This window comes from Variovorax sp. CCNWLW186 (assembly GCF_037203865.1).
Taxonomy (GTDB): Bacteria; Pseudomonadota; Gammaproteobacteria; order Burkholderiales; family Burkholderiaceae_C; genus Variovorax.
On sequence record NZ_JBBCBO010000001.1, the window covers coordinates 30,446 to 47,713 of the forward strand.

The 17,268-nt window shown below is 65.3% G+C and carries 18 protein-coding genes; 16 read left to right on the top strand and 2 right to left on the bottom strand.

Annotation, left to right across the window (positions count from 1 at the left end):
• Positions 1 to 33: 33 nt before the first annotated feature.
• Positions 34 to 1,761 (bottom strand): hypothetical protein, encoded by a 1,728-nt coding sequence (locus V9K97_RS00155; protein ID WP_337315749.1) that lies wholly within the window; start codon positions 1,759 to 1,761, stop codon positions 34 to 36.
• Between the two features lie 119 nt (positions 1,762 to 1,880).
• Between V9K97_RS00155 and ampC the strand changes: the two genes are divergently transcribed.
• From ampC to fae, 16 genes are all read left to right on the top strand, one after another.
• The gene (ampC, locus tag V9K97_RS00160) at positions 1,881 to 3,062 is read left to right on the top strand and encodes a class C beta-lactamase (protein ID WP_337315750.1); all 1,182 of its coding nucleotides are present in this window, start codon (positions 1,881 to 1,883) and stop codon (positions 3,060 to 3,062) included.
• Between the two features lie 12 nt (positions 3,063 to 3,074).
• Positions 3,075 to 3,821 carry a LysR family transcriptional regulator gene (locus tag V9K97_RS00165; protein WP_337315751.1) on the top strand — a complete coding sequence of 249 codons (747 nt, stop codon included), beginning with the start codon at positions 3,075 to 3,077 and terminating at the stop codon, positions 3,819 to 3,821.
• The gene (locus V9K97_RS00170; RefSeq protein WP_337315752.1) at positions 3,782 to 5,935 is read left to right on the top strand and encodes a YadA family autotransporter adhesin; all 2,154 of its coding nucleotides are present in this window, start codon (positions 3,782 to 3,784) and stop codon (positions 5,933 to 5,935) included. Before V9K97_RS00165 ends, V9K97_RS00170 begins: the two co-directional genes overlap by 40 nt.
• A gap of 31 nt (positions 5,936 to 5,966) precedes the next feature.
• Positions 5,967 to 6,815 (top strand): OmpA family protein, encoded by an 849-nt coding sequence (locus tag V9K97_RS00175; protein WP_337315753.1) that lies wholly within the window; start codon positions 5,967 to 5,969, stop codon positions 6,813 to 6,815.
• A gap of 3 nt (positions 6,816 to 6,818) precedes the next feature.
• Positions 6,819 to 7,544, top strand: coding sequence for a helix-turn-helix domain-containing protein (locus tag V9K97_RS00180; RefSeq protein WP_337315754.1), 726 nt, complete (start codon positions 6,819 to 6,821; stop codon positions 7,542 to 7,544).
• Between the two features lie 3 nt (positions 7,545 to 7,547).
• Entirely contained in the window at positions 7,548 to 7,982 is a 435-nt protein-coding gene (locus tag V9K97_RS00185; RefSeq protein WP_337315755.1) for a hypothetical protein, read from the top strand.
• A complete protein-coding gene (locus V9K97_RS00190) occupies positions 7,979 to 8,329 on the top strand; it encodes a hypothetical protein (RefSeq protein ID WP_337315756.1) in 351 nt (116 codons plus the stop codon). The genes V9K97_RS00185 and V9K97_RS00190 overlap by 4 nt, the downstream gene beginning before the upstream one ends.
• Before the next feature lie 321 nt (positions 8,330 to 8,650).
• Positions 8,651 to 8,824 carry a hypothetical protein gene (locus V9K97_RS00195; RefSeq protein WP_337315757.1) on the top strand — a complete coding sequence of 58 codons (174 nt, stop codon included), beginning with the start codon at positions 8,651 to 8,653 and terminating at the stop codon, positions 8,822 to 8,824.
• Positions 8,825 to 8,829: 5 nt separating this feature from the next.
• The gene (locus V9K97_RS00200; RefSeq protein WP_337315758.1) at positions 8,830 to 9,702 is read left to right on the top strand and encodes a helix-turn-helix transcriptional regulator; all 873 of its coding nucleotides are present in this window, start codon (positions 8,830 to 8,832) and stop codon (positions 9,700 to 9,702) included.
• A gap of 189 nt (positions 9,703 to 9,891) precedes the next feature.
• Complete coding sequence (locus V9K97_RS00205; RefSeq protein WP_337315759.1) at positions 9,892 to 10,935, top strand: beta-ribofuranosylaminobenzene 5'-phosphate synthase family protein; 1,044 nt, start codon at positions 9,892 to 9,894, stop codon at positions 10,933 to 10,935.
• A 55-nt stretch (positions 10,936 to 10,990) separates the two neighbouring features.
• The gene (locus V9K97_RS00210) at positions 10,991 to 11,908 is read left to right on the top strand and encodes an NAD(P)-dependent methylenetetrahydromethanopterin dehydrogenase (protein WP_337315760.1); all 918 of its coding nucleotides are present in this window, start codon (positions 10,991 to 10,993) and stop codon (positions 11,906 to 11,908) included.
• A complete protein-coding gene (locus V9K97_RS00215; RefSeq protein WP_337315761.1) occupies positions 11,905 to 13,077 on the top strand; it encodes an ATP-grasp domain-containing protein in 1,173 nt (390 codons plus the stop codon). Before V9K97_RS00210 ends, V9K97_RS00215 begins: the two co-directional genes overlap by 4 nt.
• Positions 13,074 to 14,081 carry a methenyltetrahydromethanopterin cyclohydrolase gene (gene mch / locus V9K97_RS00220; RefSeq protein ID WP_337315762.1) on the top strand — a complete coding sequence of 336 codons (1,008 nt, stop codon included), beginning with the start codon at positions 13,074 to 13,076 and terminating at the stop codon, positions 14,079 to 14,081. The genes V9K97_RS00215 and mch overlap by 4 nt, the downstream gene beginning before the upstream one ends.
• 10 nt (positions 14,082 to 14,091) lie before the next feature.
• Entirely contained in the window at positions 14,092 to 15,048 is a 957-nt protein-coding gene (locus V9K97_RS00225) for an ATP-grasp domain-containing protein (RefSeq protein WP_337315763.1), read from the top strand.
• Positions 15,048 to 15,986, top strand: coding sequence for a triphosphoribosyl-dephospho-CoA synthase (locus tag V9K97_RS00230; protein WP_337315764.1), 939 nt, complete (start codon positions 15,048 to 15,050; stop codon positions 15,984 to 15,986). The genes V9K97_RS00225 and V9K97_RS00230 overlap by 1 nt, the downstream gene beginning before the upstream one ends.
• An 83-nt stretch (positions 15,987 to 16,069) precedes the next feature.
• Positions 16,070 to 16,582 carry a formaldehyde-activating enzyme gene (gene fae / locus V9K97_RS00235; RefSeq protein ID WP_012748178.1) on the top strand — a complete coding sequence of 171 codons (513 nt, stop codon included), beginning with the start codon at positions 16,070 to 16,072 and terminating at the stop codon, positions 16,580 to 16,582.
• Between the two features lie 67 nt (positions 16,583 to 16,649).
• On the opposite strand, the gene V9K97_RS00240 is transcribed toward fae, so the two are convergent.
• Positions 16,650 to 17,081 carry a dihydroneopterin aldolase gene (locus tag V9K97_RS00240; RefSeq protein ID WP_258508358.1) on the bottom strand — a complete coding sequence of 144 codons (432 nt, stop codon included), beginning with the start codon at positions 17,079 to 17,081 and terminating at the stop codon, positions 16,650 to 16,652.
• Between the last annotated feature and the right edge of the window lie 187 nt (positions 17,082 to 17,268).

Sequence of the window (17,268 nt, forward strand, 5' to 3'; positions counted from 1 at the left end):
CGCAGTGGTCGCGCGGCCTGCAGACTTCCGTCTTCAGGAGTGGCCGTCTACCCGCATCTGAAAGAGGAAGTAGGGCGGAATGCATGCGCCGCGGCCTTCGGGTTGGCCCTCTGCCTGCGCGCAGATGAAGTCGTCGCGGCAGGGTTGCTGCGCCGAGCAGCTTCGCAGGTTGCCGGGCCGCGTGTGCTTGCTCAGGCATTCGCCAAATGGTTTGTTCGCGGCCAGGCACTGGTTGAAGTCGCTCAAGATCGCGATGCCGCCGCAGGTGCCGTTCTTGTCACGCGGGTCGCACGGTCCGGAGCACATGCCGCCCGGAAAACCGACCGAGGTTTTCTCGCAGACGGAAAGGGCGCCTTCGCAGGCGATGCGCGGCAGTTTCTCTGCGCGATCGAGCCAGGGATTGGCCGACTGTGTGATGCGGGTGGGTTCGCAACTTGCGCCGACTGTTGCTTCTTTCACCGTGCCGTTCGCGTCGTCTGGTTCGGCCAGCGGGCGGAAAGGATCGGGCTGAGGTGTCGACAGGGCCGCATGCACATAGCGGCCGCGCCGCAAAAGTTCGTCTTGCAGGTGTGGCGAGTGCGGCAGTGCAAGCGCATTGCCCGCTGTGAAGGTGCGCGATGCGCCGCGCCGGTCGATGCCCAGCAGGTGAAAGCCCGCGACCGCGCGGCTCTGGTGGCAGCCCGCGCAGCTGAGATCGTCGAGCCGGCGCAGTATCGCCTGCGGCGATTGAAGCGTGCGGCTGCCGGGCACGGGTTGCCATTCGCCGGACGGAAAGACTTGGGCAAAGGGGCGATTTGCCAGCCGTTCAAGGCCGCGAGGTGCTACGGAGACGGATTCAGTCGCCAGGAACTTCTCGGGCAACTGCAGCGTGGCTTCATCCAGCGCGCGCATGTTGGCAGGCTGCTGCAGCCACTGCCGCAGCTCGTTGCGCAACGGAGCGTTGGCCTTGAGTCGTGCGACGTCGGGCGTGTTTTCGAGCGGCGCTACGTCGAAGCGTTGTGCGCCTGCGTTCCAGCGGAAGGCGCGCAGCATGTATTCCGCGTGGCCACCCAAGTCGGGCCTAACCGCGGAGGGCCAGCGTACGCTCTGCAGGTTGGTGGTGATTTGCGCAATCCGCGCGGTCGCCAGGCGCTCCGGCGCAAGCGGACCGTCGGGCGACACCAGCCAGCGGCCGAGCGCTTCGTCAGTCATCGAAGTCTTCGGCGGTTGCCAGCGCCGCACGGCGCGCGCGCAACTACCGCCCGCATCGGGCGCATCGCCACGGAGTTCGACATTGACGGTCATCGGCAGGCGGGACTGCATTGCGGGCGTGCGGTAGGCGAGCCGGTACACGAGCCGCGTCTCACCGCATGCGCCGCTCTGGAACGGCCGCCGGTCCATGCGGTTGGCGACGCCCACGAGTTCGAAAAACGCATCGGGGCTCGCGAGCCAGCGCGCGTCGAACAGCCGGTGCGGATAGCGCGAGATCCCGACACCGGCCTGCTTGTCGCTGCGCTGGATGCGCACGAGGCTTTCGCTCAGCGGGCGCGCGATGGATTGCCACGCCGGCGAAGCCATCAGCTTGTGGTTGGTGACGGTTCCGTCGCCTGACGCGGGCATTTCGCCGAACCATCGAGCGAAGCTGGCGCCTGATTTTTCGGCGGCCTGCAGGGTTACCGGCGAGGTGACGAGAAGCAGAGGCTCATTCGCCTTGGCAACGGGCATGCCGAAAGCCAGAGCCAGCGGGAGGACGGCAAGCAGTTTGTCTTTGAAGAGCGGCACGCGGCCGATTGTGCCGCGCCGCTCACGCAAACCGACGGCCAAGCCGGCTCGAAGGCGCCGCCCGGCCATGCGAAGCTGATAATTCCGATTGTCATGAACAAGAGACCCGGGGAGATCGAATGCGCCTGATCAAAAAGCTCAGCACTGGATGGTTGCTGGTTGCGTGTGTCGCCTCGTTCAACAGCTACGCCATGCCGAGCGCCCGCAAGGCGGACATGGACGCCGTTGTAAAGAACGCAGCCGAAGACGCCATGCGGCAGCACGGCATTCCCGGTCTGGCCATTGCGATTGCCGCGGGGGGCGAGCAGTGGTTCTACAGCTACGGTGTGGCTTCCAAGAAGACGGAGCAAAAAATCACAGAAGACACGATCTTCGAAATCGGATCGGTCAGCAAGACATTCACCGCCACGTTGGCAACCTACGCCCAGGCCAACGGCCAGCTTTCACTCACTGACAGCCCGGGCAAGTACCTGCCTCAGCTTCGAGGCACCAGCCTCGATAAGGTCACGCTGGTCAACCTCGGAACTCACACCGCTGGAGGCTTTCCCCTGCGGGTTCCCGACGCCATCGGGAACACGGGGCAGCTGATGGACTATTTCAAGGCCTGGCAGCCCGCGCACGTTGCAGGCACGGAGAGAAGCTATGCGAACCCCAGTATCGGAATGCTCGGTGTGGTCGTTGCAAAAAGCATGCAGATGCCCTTTGAAGAAGCGATGGAGCAGCAGCTTTTTCGCAGGCTTGGCATGTTCGACAGCTTCATCAATGTGCCAGGGGGCAAGATGCCGCTTTACGCCCAGGGCTATAACAGGAACGACGAGCCGGTCAGGGTGAACCCCGGGGTGCTTGCCGCCGAGGCTTATGGAGTGAAAACCAGCGCCAAAGACTTGATTCGTTTTGTCGAAGCCAACATGGGCTTGATATCGCTGGAAGAAAAGCTCCAGCGCGCGATCACCGGCACGCACACCGGTTACTACAAGCTGGGTGCGATGACGCAGGACCTCATCTGGGAGCAATACAGCTATCCGGCCACATTGAACGCGCTGCTGGAGGGCAATTCCGCCAAGATGGCGTTGGAGAGCCATGCTGTAGTTGAGCTGAAATCGCCTCAGCCTCCGCAGAAGGAGGTGTGGATCAACAAGACCGGATCGACCAACGGGTTTGGTGCCTATGTAGCGTTTGTGCCCGCAAAGAAGATCGGTATCGTGGTGCTGGCCAACAAGAACTATCCCAACGAGTCGCGCGTTCGCTTGGCACACCAAATTCTCGAGCAACTGGACTGCTGCGCCCGAGCCAGGCAGTAAGGCGTCATCGACATGGACCAGATCGCGGCAATAAAGGCGTTTCAGACCGTGGTGACGGCGGGAGGCTTCTCGGCCGCCGCAAAGATATTGCAGGTGTCGCACACCGTCGTATCGCGGCAGGTCACCCAGCTGGAAGCGCTGCTGGGCACTCAGCTGCTGAATCGCACGACTCGGCGCTTTGCCCTGACGGAGGCTGGCCAGACATATCACGAATACAGCACGCGAATTCTCGAGCAACTCGAGGAGGCTGCGCTCGCGGTGACGCGGCACCAGGTGCAACCGGTTGGCGTGCTGCGCATCAACGCTCCCATGTCGTTCGGCCTGCAGGAGCTCGCGCACTGGTTGCCGGCCTTGATTGCCGCTTATCCCAAGGTGTCGGTCGATCTGGTGTGCAACGACCGTTTCGTCGATCTGATCGAAGAAGGCTTCGACGTCGGCTTGCGCCTGGCCTATGCGCTGCCGGATTCCACCTTGATTACCAAGAGCTTGGCCAGCTGCGAAGAATGGTGGGTTGCGTCGCCCGCCTATTTGAAGGCGCACGGGACACCCTTGGTGCCGGCCGACCTGGCACGGCACAACTGCCTGGTTTATTCGCTTGCGCAGAAATCCAGCCAGCCCAGCTTCACCGGTCTGGACGGACGCACCCACGCCGTTGCCATAGCCGGGAGCCTGCAGGCCAACAGCGGCATCGCAACATCACCACCACCCTCAGCAACTCGGTGGCGCTGGGCAGCAACGCCGCCATGCAGGGCGCGCTGACCGCCCAGACCGCAGGTACCACGGCGTACAGCAGCAGCACCATCAACGGCAACACCTACAACTATGCCGGCGGCACACCAGTGGGCGTGGTCAGCGTGGGCGGGGTGGGCGCGGAACGCCGCGTGCAGAACGTGGCTGCCGGCCTGATCGGCACGGGCAGCACCGACGCCATCAACGGCTCGCAGTTGTATGCATTGACTACCAAGGTCGATGCCGGCGCAACGCACTACTACAGCGTCAACGACAACAGCGTGCAGGGCGGCAACTACGACAACGATGGAGCGACCGGGCTGAATTCGATTGCCGCAGGTGTGGCTGCTACGGCAGCAGGCGACCGCGCGATAGCAATGGGTAATAGCGCCAGGGCCAACGGCGATACGGACGTCTCAATCGGAAACACGGCGGGTTCGATCAACTCGACTGGTGCAAATACATCGGTCGGCAACGGCGCGGGGACAAACACCACAGGCGCTGGCAACACCGCGCTTGGAGCTGATTCCGGCGTCCTGATGGCCGGGAATTTCAACATCGCGGTCGGCGGCGCCTCGGGCAACGTGCTCACGGGTGACAACAACGTGGCAATCGGGTCTTACGCAGGCACCAATGTGACCGCTAACGATACTGTCGCGATCGGCTCAAACGCCAGAGCAACGATTGACAATGCCGTGGCATTGGGCAGCGGATCAGTGGCCAGCACGGCATCAGGCATTGCCGGCTACGTTCCTCCGCCGGGCGATGCGGCGCAGATCGCGGCAATCAATGCCACGACAGGCACGCGCGGTGCGGTTTCGGTGGGCGATGCCGCCAACGGCATCTTCCGCCAGATCACCGGTGTGGCGGCGGGCACGGCTGATAGCGATGCAGTCAATGTCGCACAGCTGAAGGCTGTGAATGCGACGATTGCAGTGGCTAGCAACAAGTGGATCACCGGCTCGCAAACGACGAGCTATGTGGCTCCGGTGGCCAGCGGCACAGAGAGCACCGCAGTGGGTTCTGGCGCTTCGGTCAGCGCCAACAACAGCGTAGCCGTCGGCACCGGCGCCACGGCCACTACCGCCAACAGCGTGGCACTGGGCAACAGTTCGACCACCGGCACGGCAGTGGCCACGCCCAGCGTGACCATTCGCGGCGACACCTACAACTTCGCAGGTGCGGCACCGGTCGGCGTGGTGAGCGTGGGCAGTGCAGGGCAGGAGCGCCAGATCACCAACGTGGCGGCGGGCCAGATCAGCGCCACCAGCACGGACGCCATCAACGGCAGCCAGCTCTACGCGACCAACCAGGCGATCAACAACATCGCGATCGGCGGCGCCGGCATCAAGTACTTCCACGCCAACTCGGCGGCGGCCGATTCGAATGCCGCGGGCGCCGAAAGCGTGGCCATCGGCCCGCAGGCCGTGTCGCAAGGCGCGGGTTCCATTGCGGTGGGAAACAGCTCTGTGGCCACGGCCGCCAACGGCGTGGCGCTGGGCGCGGGTTCCACGGCCGACCGTGCGGGCATGGCGGGCGGCACGGAGCTGTTCTCCAACACGGCGGTGGGTTCCACGCAGGGCGCGGTGTCGGTGGGCAGCGCCGGCAACGAGCGGCAGATCACCAATGTGGCGGGCGGCACGCAAGCGACCGACGCGGTGAATGTGCGCCAACTGCAGGCGGTGCAGGCCGGCGGTGTGAAGTACGACACCAACGCCGATGGTTCGGTGAACTACAACAACGTGACGCTGGGCAACAACACGGGCCCGACCACGATCCACAACGTGGCACCGGGCGTCGCCGGCAACGATGCAGTCAACGTCAATCAACTGAACAGCGGCATCGCCGGCGCCAACGCGTACACCGATTCGCGCGTCAACCAGTTGCGCGGCGACATCAAGGGCGCAGCAAAGGACGCGAGCGCCGGCACGGCGGGCGCGATGGCCATGGCGGGCATGCCGCAAGCCTACATCCCGGGCAAGAGCATGTTGGCCGCGGGCGTGGCGGGCTACGACGGCCAGGCCGCGTTGGCCATCGGCGTCTCCAAGCTGTCGGACAACGGTCGCTGGATCGTCAAGTTCAGCGGCTCGGCCAACTCGCGCGGCAAGGTCGGCGTGTCGGCCGGTGCGGGCTTCCATTGGTAAGCCGTCCGCAACAAAACAGGAACACATCATCATGACTAAAACGCAATTTCACCGCTTCTCGGCCATCGCAGCGGGGGCTGCGGCCCTTCTGGTGCTCCAGGCCTGCGGTACTTCTTCGGTGAGCAAGGGCATCAGTGACGACGGCAAGGCCACGGAAGTGGTCTTCCCCAGCATCGACAACGACGCCTGGCTCAAGGAGGGCACGTTCCCCAACCTGGCCAACCTGCGCGCGGTGGCGCCAGGCGTCACCAAGGACCAGCTGTACGACCTGCTCGGCCGTCCGCACTTCAGGGAAGGCATGGCCGGCCCGCGCGAATGGGACTACATCTTTCACTTCCGCAAGGCCGGCGGCGGGGTTACCACTTGCCAGTACAAGGCGATCTTCGACAAGGACTACAAGGCACAGACCTTCCACTGGCTGCCGGCCGGTTGCAGCGACGTGCTGGCGCAGCCGGTAGCCGCGGTGGCACCCGTCCCGGTGCCGCCTCCGGTGCTGCGCAAGGTGACGCTCGGAGCCGACGGCCTCTTTCGCTTCGACGGCGGCGGCGCGGCCGACCTGATGCCGGAGGGCCGCCGCAAGGTCGAGGCGCTGGCCCGCGACATCAAGGGCAACGTCAAGTCGCTGACTGCGATCGGCGTCACCGGCCATACGGACCGCCTGGGCAGCGATTCGTACAACGATGCGCTGTCCATGGCGCGGGCCAACACGGTGCGCGACCTGCTGGTACAGCAGGGCATCGACGGCCGGGCGATTCGCACGCAGGGCATGGGCAAGCGGCAACCGGTGGCGGAATGCCCGGGCATGCGCAAGACGCCGGAGCTGGTGAGCTGCCTGCAGCCCAACCGGCGCGTGGACATCGAGGTGTCCGGGGAACAGTAAGCCGTGTTGCGCGAAGGTGATGGTGGATATCGAATTGCCATCGTCGATTCCACCGTTAAAACCCGCGAGCGCGTGCGTCGCGCCGTTCGCAGGCTCGGGCACACGCCCGTCACCTTTGGCGGCGTGCCCGAGTTGCTGCACGAGTGCGGCAGCTCGGCGGCGCCCTTCGGCGCTGTGCTGCTGATGTGCCCGGAGGACCCGCAAAAAGCGCGACTGCTCGTTGCGCAGCTGCGAAAGAGCCTGGGCACCTACCTTCCCCTGGTGCTGAGTACCTCCAAGCGCCAGGCCCGGTTCCTGTCCGATGTGTATTCGGGCGCTTTCCATAGCGTGGTGGTGACCCCCAGCACGTTCGAAGGCGCATACGCGGTACTGGAGTCGTTCTTCGGCCAGCACCGCATTCCTGTGCCGGAGCGCGTGGCCGGGTGGGGCGCTTACCGCTTCGTCTTGCCCTTGGGCAAGGCGGATGTGGCGGGCGATGAGGTCAAGTTGCGACCGATCGAGTTCGACCTGGCGATGGAGCTTTTTCGCAATATCGACAGGCCGCTGACCCGCGAGTGGCTTTGGTCCACCGTGTGGGAGAGAGGGTTCGACCTGCAATCGAGATCGCTCGACACCAACATGTCGTGCCTTCGCAGAAAGCTCGGGTTGCACACGGGCAAGCATGGGTTGAGCTTGCAGTCGATCTGGGGCACGGGCTACCAGTTGAGCCAGGCGGCCAGGGCGCTCTAGCAGTTGGCCAAGCCGCTTGCGGCATGCATTGAAAGATGGGAGGCAAATATGCTGAAAACTGAAGAAGAGAAATTCAGCCGTCCGATGGATCTGCCGATCCTGATCGGCGAGGAATGCAAATATGTTCCGGTGATTGCCGCTTTTCGGTTCATGCCAAGCGACAACATCGACAACTGGCTCGTTTCCAACGGAAAGCCGCGCAGCGACCGCGACCTGGCGGCCGAGGTTCTGCTTGAAGTCCGGGGCTTGCCCAGTGCCGATGGACGCCTGCAAGGGCGCCACTACAGCGTGCTCCAGGTACTTGAATTCGAGCGTGCGGCGGCGCTGGTCGTTTCGATGTTCCTGTCGGAGCTGCCGCGACCCGAAGGCCGGCCCAGGGCCGAACCCGAACGGTTTCGCAGCCGTTTGAGCCGGCGCTACAGCACGAGGTTGCGATGAACGTTCATGACGGAGCGTCTGCTGCAGCGAGTGTGCGAAATGACCGATTTCCGGCTTCTTCCAGTTCGTACGCGGTACGCGTTTTCGTTCGGGACAGCGTTGCTCTCCAGATCGAACGCCCATCCCAACGAAACGCCATGAAAAGTCTGGTCCACACTTCAAGAACCGCTCGCCGGCAAAAGCCTGCTGAAACCCGCTCGCTGTGGGCCAGCATCTCGCGCAGCCTTGCAAGGCTCAACGGAACGCGGCACACGAACGAAGAGCGCGTGCTCGAACGAATGCAGCAATTGGAGCGGTTGGATCGGATGGATTTCGACCAGCGCGTGCGCGAAATGGGCGAGTGGTGAACCAGCTTTCGTCGCTTTGGCGCGGAAATATCGACGCGATTCCGTTCTTTCGCACCTGGCGAACAACCCTCGCGGGTGTGCTGATCGGCTTTCTGGCCGGCCAAGCCATGGCTCTGACGTGGCTTGCCAAGTCCCCGGCACCGCGAAATGCTGCGGCGCAATGCGTCAAGTTGGCTTCGCAAGAGGCGAAAAGCAACTGCTGAAGCCGCCGGGCGGCTGGGAAGTCCCGCGCGGCTCTATGGATTAGATGCACGGCATCAGAAGATGCCCGGATTGCAAACTGTTAACAGTTGCCAAATAATCCCGCAGGCCCAAGCCACCATGGACGAAAAACCCTCCGCCATCTTGCGCATCGACACCGATGCGCTGTCGGCGCGCGACAAGTTTGCGTTCTGGGCCGAGGAGATGGGCACCAAGCGCGGCTTCACGAGCTACGACAGCCCCGAGCGCGACACCTTCCGCCAGGAACTGTCGTCGTCAATTCGAATGGCGTGACTTTCATGCGGGCTCGTGGAAGCCCGCTCGACGTGTACCGCGGCGTGCCCAGCCGGATACAGGAAGCCGCCGAGTACCCTTTTCATCTTCTGGTGAAGCTGAACAACGGCTTCACCACCAGCGAGCAGCAGGGCCGCAGCGCCACCATCGGTGTCAACGACATGTTGATCATCGATTCGAACGAGCCCATGCGGCTGTGCTCGCATCACGGGACCGATGCCTGGATCATCGGCTTGTCGCAATCGCTTGTGGCGCGCTGGCTGCCCGATGCGAGCAACGCCGCCGCTGTTGCGCTCAAGGGCGACAAGGGGTGGACAAGCGTGCTGGCAGGTTACCTGCGCGCCATGAGCCTGGAGCATCTGAATGCCGCGGCCAGCGCGTTCGAGCGCGAACTGGTCGGTGAGCATGTGCTGTCCATGCTGTCGATGGCGCTTTCGCAGAACAAGCTCGTGCACGACGCGGAAGCGGTGTCGGCGCGCGATCGTGCATTGCACGCCCGCATGCGCATGTGGATTCGCGATCACTATGCCGACCCGGAGGTCAGCGCGGCCAAGCTCGCGGCCGACTTCAACGTCTCGGTGCGCTACGTGCACAAGGCCTTCGCAAGCGCCGGACGCGGCATGACCTTTCTGGATGCGGTGCTGCACGAACGCATGGAGGCCGCCATGCGGATGCTGCGCACTTCCAGCATCTCTAACACCCAGATCTCGCAGGTGGCCTACAGCTGCGGCTTCACGGATCCTGCCTACTTCGGGCTGGTGTTTCGCAAGCACAGGGGCTGCTCGCCCGGTGCGTTCGCAAAGATGCACGGCCTGAGCTTCGAGCCGATTTCGCTGGCCGACGCTGCCACGCCGTCGGGCCTGGTGCTTCTCCGATAGCACCGTCGCCGCACTGCGGCAGCCATCCTCCTTGCCTTGGAAAAGGCGTGACACATTGTCACGCTCCTGGGACATCGCCCGCACTCACCGCACGCGAGCCCGCGTGCGCCGCCCTGTGGACGCGCAGACGGAACGGCCCTTGCTATGACATGCAAGTCCATGACTTCGTCCCGCCGCCCGAACCCACCCATGACCTCCGCCGACTTCGCCGTTGCTCCGCGGCACGACCTGAGCTTTCGCACAGTGGGCGTGAGTGCTCCCGGGCGCCTGCACCTGGGCTTTCTCGACCCTTCTGGTTCACTGGGGCGCTCGTTCGGCAGCCTCGGGGTGGTCATCGACGGGTTCACCACCGAGGTCGAACTGACGGCATCCGACGCTGACCGCCTGACGGCCGACACGCCGGCCGCGGGGGCGGAGCTCGACCGGGCCGCAGCCCATCTCCAACGGCTGAAGCAGCGCAGCGGCTGCCACGCGCCGCTTTCGCTTCGATTGCGCCAGGTGTTGCCGGCACACGCGGGCTTTGGCTCGGGCACGCAGCTGGCGTCGGCCATCGGACGAGCCTTTGCCGAGTGGCATGGTCTCGATCTCGGCACTGCCACATTGGCGCATTGGCTTGGCCGCGGGCTGCGCTCGGGCATCGGAATTGCGGGCTTCGACGCGGGCGGCCTGCTGCTCGACGGCGGCCCCGGTCCGGATGGCCTGCCCGCGCCGCTCTTGTCGCGCATCGCATTCCCGCCGGCATGGCGCATCGTCGTCGTGCAGGATCCCGCGCACCGCGGGCTTTCAGGCGGAGAAGAGAAAAAAGCCATCGCAGCCTTGCCGCCGTTGCCGCAAGCGGCCGCTGCAGAAATTTGCCACCAGGTCTTGATGCGCGTTCTGCCCGCCGCCGCCAGCGCGGAGTTCGCACCGTTTGCCGCCGGCATCAACCGCATGCAGCAGCTGCTCGGCGAGCACTTCGCGCCGGCGCAGGGCGGCATCTTCACCAGCCCGGCGGTCGCGCGGCTGATGCAATGGTTCGCGGACGCGAGCCGCTCGGGCGGCGCCGCCATCGGCCAAAGCTCCTGGGGGCCGACCGGCTTTGCCATCGTGCCCACGGAAGCACAGGCGCAACTGCTTGTGGATGCCGCGCGCGCATCCGAACGCGCCGCACCGCAGCTGGAACTGCACATTGTCTCGGGCCGCAACAGCGGCGCGGCGGTGCACGACCGCATCGTGCAGCCGCGCACCCGCTGAACTCATCGCTCTCGTCCCAACCCGACGCCACTTCTTCCACACCACGCAGGCCCTCATGGAACGTCCCCGCATTCTTCACATGTTCACCCCCGGTCCGCAGATGAGTCCTTTCGACATCAACATGGCGGCGGACGCGGGCTACCAGATCATCGTGCCTTACTGCGATGTGGCGCTCGACCGCATCACAGGGCTCACGCAAGACACCATCTTCTCGCGCGGTCCCAAGGGTGTTGCGCGAACGGGCATCTTCATTGGCGGGCGCGATGCCCAATTGGCCGCCGACATGCTCGAGCGCGCAAGAACCTCGATGGTCAAGCCCTTCGTCGTTTCAGTCATGGCCGACCCCAGCGGCGCCTACACAACCGCCGCGGCCATGGTGGCCTGCGTGGAGGCCGCCTTGAAGCGCCACCATGCCCAGGGCCTCGAGGGCCAGCGTGTGGTGATCCTTGGTGGTACCGGTCCGGTGGGGCGCGTGGCCGGCGTGATCGCGGCGCAGGCCGGCGCCGACGTTTACCTCTCCAGCCGCAACGGCATCGACGCGGCGCAAGAAGCGGCGGACGAAACCGGCCAGCGCTTCGGCGTGAAGCTGCACGGCCTCTCGGGCGGCGACCCCGATGCCGTTCGGCGCTCCATCGCGGATGCCGACGTGCTGTTGGCCTGCGCGGCCGCGGGCGTGCAGGTGGTGTCCAGCGAAGCGCTCAGCGCCGCCACGCGGCTCAAGGTTGCCGCCGATGTGAACGCCGTGCCGCCCGAAGGCATTGCGGGTGTCGGCGTGATGGACGACGCCAAGCCGATCGCGGGCACGCAGGCCGTGGGCATCGGCGCGCTGGCCGTGGGCAACGTCAAGTACCAGACGCAGCATCGGCTGCTGGTGCAGATGTGCGAGGCCGAGAAGGCGCAGGTGCTGAGCTTTGCCGAAGCCTTTGAGGTGGCGCGCGCATTCCTGGTCGAGCAGGCCGCGAAGGCGTCTTGACAGCCACGCCTGTCCGCGAGATGCAGACCATTGCCGTCGCCGCCATCTCCGCGCGCGCCATGGCCGAGGCGGCGGCGAACGACGGCTTCAACGTTGTTGCGCTCGACCTTTTCGGCGACCTCGACACGCGCCGCGCCGCATCGCGCTGGTTGCCGATCGGCACGCCCGGCAGTTTGCAGATCGATGCGGCGAGCACGCTGGCCGCATTGCGCCAATTGGCCCAAGAAGGCGAGGGCGGCGACCCGGTGGTGGGCTGGATCGCAGGCAGCGGCTTCGAGGGCGAGCCTGGCTTGCTCGAACAGGGCGCGGCTGTGCTGCCCCTGATCGGCACCGCGCCCGATGCCGTGCGCCGCCTGCGAGACCCGGCCAGCTTCTTCGGATTTCTTCGCGCACGCGTGATGCCCTACCCGCAGGTGCTGCTGGACGCTCCCGAAGACCCCGCCGGATGGTTGATGAAAGACGCGCACGGCTGCGGCGGCTGGCATGTTCGCCACGCGCCGTGGCCGGTGGAAGAGCCGCTGTCTTCGCATGACTACTTCCAGCGCGAGATGCCGGGCCAGCCGATGTCCGCCACCTTCATCGCCAATGGGCGCGAGGTCCATGTGCTCGGCTTCAATGAAATGACCGTGCGGCCTTTCGGCGCGCGGCCTTTCGTGTTCTGCGGTGCGGTCGGGCCGGTGCCTGTGCCGGAGAACATCGCAATGCGTGTGACCGGGATCGCACGCGCATTGGCCGCGGAGTTCGAACTGCGCGGCCTGTGCAGCCTCGACTTCATGCGCGACGACGACGCCATCGGCGTGCTCGAAGTCAACCCCAGGCCGCCGGCCAGCATGAGCCTTTACCGCTCGCCGGCCAGAATGCCTGGCCTCATGCACGCGCACCTGCGCGCCTGCCTGCATGGCGAGCTGCCAGCGATGTCTGCGCATGCGCAAGACATTGAAGGCATCGAAATCGTCTGCGCGCCGCGACCCATGCAACTCGACGAGGTCGTGGCCCGGCAACTCGCGGAATGGCCGGGCATCCGCGACATTCCCGGCGCGGGCCAGCGCTTCGATATCGACGATCCCCTGTGCACCCTCACCGCGTGCGGCACCAGCGCGGACGAGGTGCGCGCCCGCCTCACCGAAAGCCGCGAGCGGTTGTTCAAAACACTGGAGACATCGGCATGAGCAACACACCACCGCCGGCCTTTGCCGAGGGCCTGAGCGTCAACCGCATGGCGCGGCCTTTGGTCGAACGCCTGCTGCACGATGCCGATGCGCTCGGGCTGCACGTGCGCCGCGACGAGAGCGGCGTGCATATCGTCGATGCCGGTATCGAGGCGCCGGGCAGCATCGAGGCCGGCCTGCGCGTCGGCGAAATCTGCATGGGTGGGCTGGGCCATGTGCACTTGCGCAGCGGCAACGATGCCGAGGGTTGGCCTACATGGCTCGACGTGCGCAGCTCGCAGCCCGTGCTTGCGTGCCTCGGCAGCCAGTACGCCGGCTGGAGCCTTTCGGCGACCAAGGAAGAAACCGGCGGAAAGAAGTTTTTCTCACTCGGCTCCGGTCCCGCACGCGCACTGGCGGTCAAGGAAAAGCTCTTCGCCGAACTGGACTATCGCGATCACGCAGAGTGCGGCGTGCTGGTGCTGGAAGTCGATCGCGCACCGCCAAAGGTCGTGATCGACAAGCTGCTGCGCGATTGCAACCTGGCGGCCGACGCGCTCACGCTGATCCTCACGCCCACCACCAGCCTTGCAGGCACCACGCAGGTGGTGGCGCGCGTGCTCGAAGTGGCGCTGCACAAGTCGCACGAGCTTGGTTTCGCGCTCGCCAATATCGTCGATGGCGCAGGCACCGCACCGCTGCCTTCGCCCAGTGCCGATGGCGTCGAGGCGATGGGGCGCACCAACGATTCCATTCTCTACGGCGGCCGCGTGCACCTCACGGTTCGAGGCGACGACCAGGCAGCACGCGAACTGGCCCGTGCATTGCCGTCGCGCAATTCACGCGACCACGGCCGCTCGTTCGCCCACATCTTCAAGGAGGTCGAATACGACTTCTACAAGATCGACGGTGCGCTGTTTGCGCCCGCCGAAGTGTGGGTGAGCAACATCGACAGCGGCAACACATGGCATGGCGGCGCGCCCGACATGGCGCTGCTGCAGCGCCTGTGGCTGCAGCAAGCATGAGGGCCGCACGATGACCACGCGTATTGCCATCATGACGGATGAGATCGGCTGGCATACCCGCCAGTTGCAAGCCGCATTGCGCGCACGCGGCGCGGTGGGCCGCTGCGTCGACTTGGCCGACTGCAACATCGACACCACCGCAGCGTGGCACGGCCTGGTCATTCCCGGCTACGGCCGCGAACTGCCCGACGCGGTGCTGGTGCGCGGCATTGCCGGCGGAAGCTTCGAGCAGGTGACCAAGCGACTCGGCGTTCTGCATGCATTGCGCGAGCTCGGTGTGCCGGTCTATAACGATGCGCGCGCCATCGAGCGCTCGGTCGACAAGTCGATGACCAGCCTGCTGCTCCATGCCACGCGCATTCCCGCACCCGCCACATGGGCAACCGAGTCTGCCGCGCAGGCCAGGCGCATCGCCATGCGCGAAACGGCCGCGGGGCACGCGCTGGTGATCAAACCCTTGTTCGGCTCGCAAGGCAAAGACCTGCAGCTCGTGGGCGAGGTAGACGGCGTACATCACCCCATGCCCGACACCGACGCGCGCTATGCGGGTCTCGCCTACCTGCAGCGCTTTGTGCCGCCAATGGGCTCGCCTGGCTTCGACTGGCGCGTGCTCGTGGTCGGCGGGCGTGCCATCACTGCGATGCGGCGCGTCAGCACGCACTGGGTTCACAACGTGGCCCAGGGCGCGCGCTGCGAGCCCGCCCAGCTCGAACCGGCACTCGCGCAAATGGCCGAGGGCGCGGCCCATGCACTCGACATGGACTACGCAGGTGTAGACCTCATCGCCGCCGCCAGTGGCCCGAAGATCCAGGTACTGGAAGTCAACGGCGTGGCAGCCTGGCAGGGGCTGCAGCGCGTCACGGACTTCAACATCGCACGCGCCATCGTCGATGACCTGCTCGACCGCAAGATGGCTCAGACCCACAACCGTGTGCAAGAAACCCTGCCTCCGGAGCGCCGCGCCTGATGAACGCGCGGCAGGCGGCCATCGAACGGGCGCGTGCCTGCTTCCTGCGCGCCTGCTGGCTCGATGTTGCAGTGCGCAAACCGGGCAACGTCAGCCGCGATTCGCCCGGCCATCGCATGCAGGCGTCGATGTTCATCGAGAGCGCCAGGGCCGCGGCAGGCCCGCTGTTCGCGCCCGGGCTGCGCGTAGGGGAACGCATCGAAGCCGCTGTAGAGGCCACTTGGGCGGTCGCGGGCTGCAACACCAACCTTGGCATTCTCTTGCTGTGCGCACCCATTGCGCTGGCCGTGGAGCAGAACCCCGCCGCAGCAACCCCGGCTGCGTTGCGTGCCGCTGTGGAGTCCGTGCTGGCCACCCTCGACATCGACGATACCCGCGCAGCCTACCGGGCCATCGCTCGTGCGCACCCAGGTGGCCTTGGAAGCGCGCCGAAGGAAGACGTGCACGGCGCCCCAACGGTCGACCTGCGTGCAGCCATGGCGCTTGCGGCCGACCGCGATCTCATCGCGCGCCAATACCGCGACGGCTTCGCGGACCTGTTCGCGCTGGCGTTCCAGATGCCCGTGTATCAAGCGGGCCCGGGCAACGCGCCGGCTGACGTCGAGGCACATCCCGATGCGGCCACTGTGGCTTCCGTCCAACGGCTTTACCTGGCTTGCCTGGGCGCCTTTCCCGATTCACACATTGTTCGAAAACACGGCGGGCGCGTGGCACAGACTGTCATGACGGCGGCGCAGGCCTGGCGCGAGCGCGCCGGCGACGGCGTGGTGCTCGATGCGGACCCCGAATTCGCGGCATGGGACGTTTCGCTCAAGGAGGCGGGCATCAACCCGGGAACCAGCGCCGATTTCACCGTGGCGGCGTTGCTGCTTTCGGGCTGGATCCGCTCGTGCGCGGCGCCCGCGCGCGGCCCCGCAGGCGGATGGCACGGATCGTGATAACCATGGCATTGCGCTGGTCGTTCTGACCGGTGTCGTAATGACCCTAACCACCTTGGACCTCTAAGAGGAGACCCGAAACCATGGCAAAAATAGATCGACTGATGGTGGGCGAATCGCTCGTCGGCGACGGCAACGAAGTAGCCCATATCGACCTGATCATCGGACCGCGCGGAAGCGCCGCCGAGACCGCCTTCGCCAACGCGTTGACGAACAACAAGGACGGCTTCACTTCGCTGCTCGCAGTGGTGGCGCCCAACCTGCTGACCAAGCCGGCCACCGTGATGTTCAACAAAGTGACCATCAAGGGCGCCAAACAGGCGGTGCAGATGTTCGGGCCGGCGCAGCGCGCCGTTGCACTGGCAGTGGCCGACAGCGTAGAAGACGGCACCATTCCCATGGCCGAGGCCGACAACCTGTTCATCTGCGTGGGCGTGTTCATCCACTGGCTTGCCGACGACGACAAGAAGATCCAGGACTACAACTATCAGGCTACGCGCGAAGCCATTCAACGCGCAGTGGCTGGCTCGCCGACCGCGGCTGAGGTGGTCGACAAGAAGGGCACCACGGCACACCCGTTCGCTGCGCACCTCTGATGAAAACCTGAAAGGAAGAAGCCGACGCGTGAACCGGTCGGCTTCTTTTTCTTGCTCGGTATTTCGTTCAGTGTTTCGCAGGCACCATGCCGCTGGCGAGAAACTTCAGCACGGTTGCGCTGTGGGCCGGCTTCGAAGCGCGATGCGTTGCGGCGTGGCGCTCGATCTGCACACCTACCGCCTGCACATCGTCGAACTTGCGCGGCTTCACGACCTTGACGCGCACCCAGCTGGCGTTGAACTCGTCGATCAGGATGTCGGCGATGGCCTCTGCAAAAGCCTCCAGCAGCTGCAGCCGGTGTTCCGCCATGAGGCGGAGCAGCCGCTCGCGGACCACGCCGTAGTCGATGGTGTCGCCGATGCGGTCAGTGTCGCAGGCGCGTGCGCGGGGCAGGCCGGCGTGCACGTCGATCACCAGCGGCTGCGCGTGGTGAAGTTCCGACTCGTGAATGCCGATGACCGTGTTGCCTTGAAAGCCCTCGATGAAGATCAGGTCCATGGGCGTTGCACCCGCGGGCGCACTGGAGCCATGAGGAACATTCGAAGCAAAGTGGCCGACGGAAGGGCTCTGGCTGGTGTTCAAGCGATGTCTCCAGTGGATTCGAATGTGTTTGAAAGTGTGTCTGCCGGCGAGCCGATGCCCCCAGGCAGGATTCATCAACGCAAAATGCAGGCCAGAGAGAGCG